General features: G+C 66.0%; 1 protein-coding gene. It reads right to left on the reverse strand.

What is annotated here, in order from left to right:
* The coding region (locus I6F16_RS37815; RefSeq protein ID WP_276573591.1) for a 2-dehydropantoate 2-reductase N-terminal domain-containing protein at positions 1-379 on the reverse strand (379 nt) is incomplete at both ends.

Consider the following 379-nt stretch of genomic DNA (forward strand, 5'->3'; position numbering starts at 1 on the left):
GAATTCATGAGATCGCTCAGGCGCTGGATGCGCTCTGTGCGCTCACCGGACGGCTCGCCGATGGGGAACTTGTCGCCGTAGATGTGCTGGATGACGCCGGGCTCCACCACTTCGGTGGCGGGATAGACGATGCAGCCGATGGCGCGCTCGGGGCGCAGCACGTCCCACTGCTTTCCACCCGGATCGATGCTCTCCAGCGTCCGGCCTTCCAGCGGCCCGCCGTGCTTGTAGAAATACCAGTAGGGCACGCCGTTGACGGCGGTGACGACGCTGGTGTCGTTGCCGAGCAGGGGGCGCATGCGCTCCACCACGCCGGGGACGGAATGGGCCTTGAGGGAGATGAAGACGTAATCCTGCGGGCCGAGCTCCGCCGGATCAT

This window comes from Bradyrhizobium sp. IC4060, from assembly GCF_020193715.1.
GTDB lineage: Bacteria > Pseudomonadota > Alphaproteobacteria > Rhizobiales > Xanthobacteraceae > Bradyrhizobium > Bradyrhizobium yuanmingense.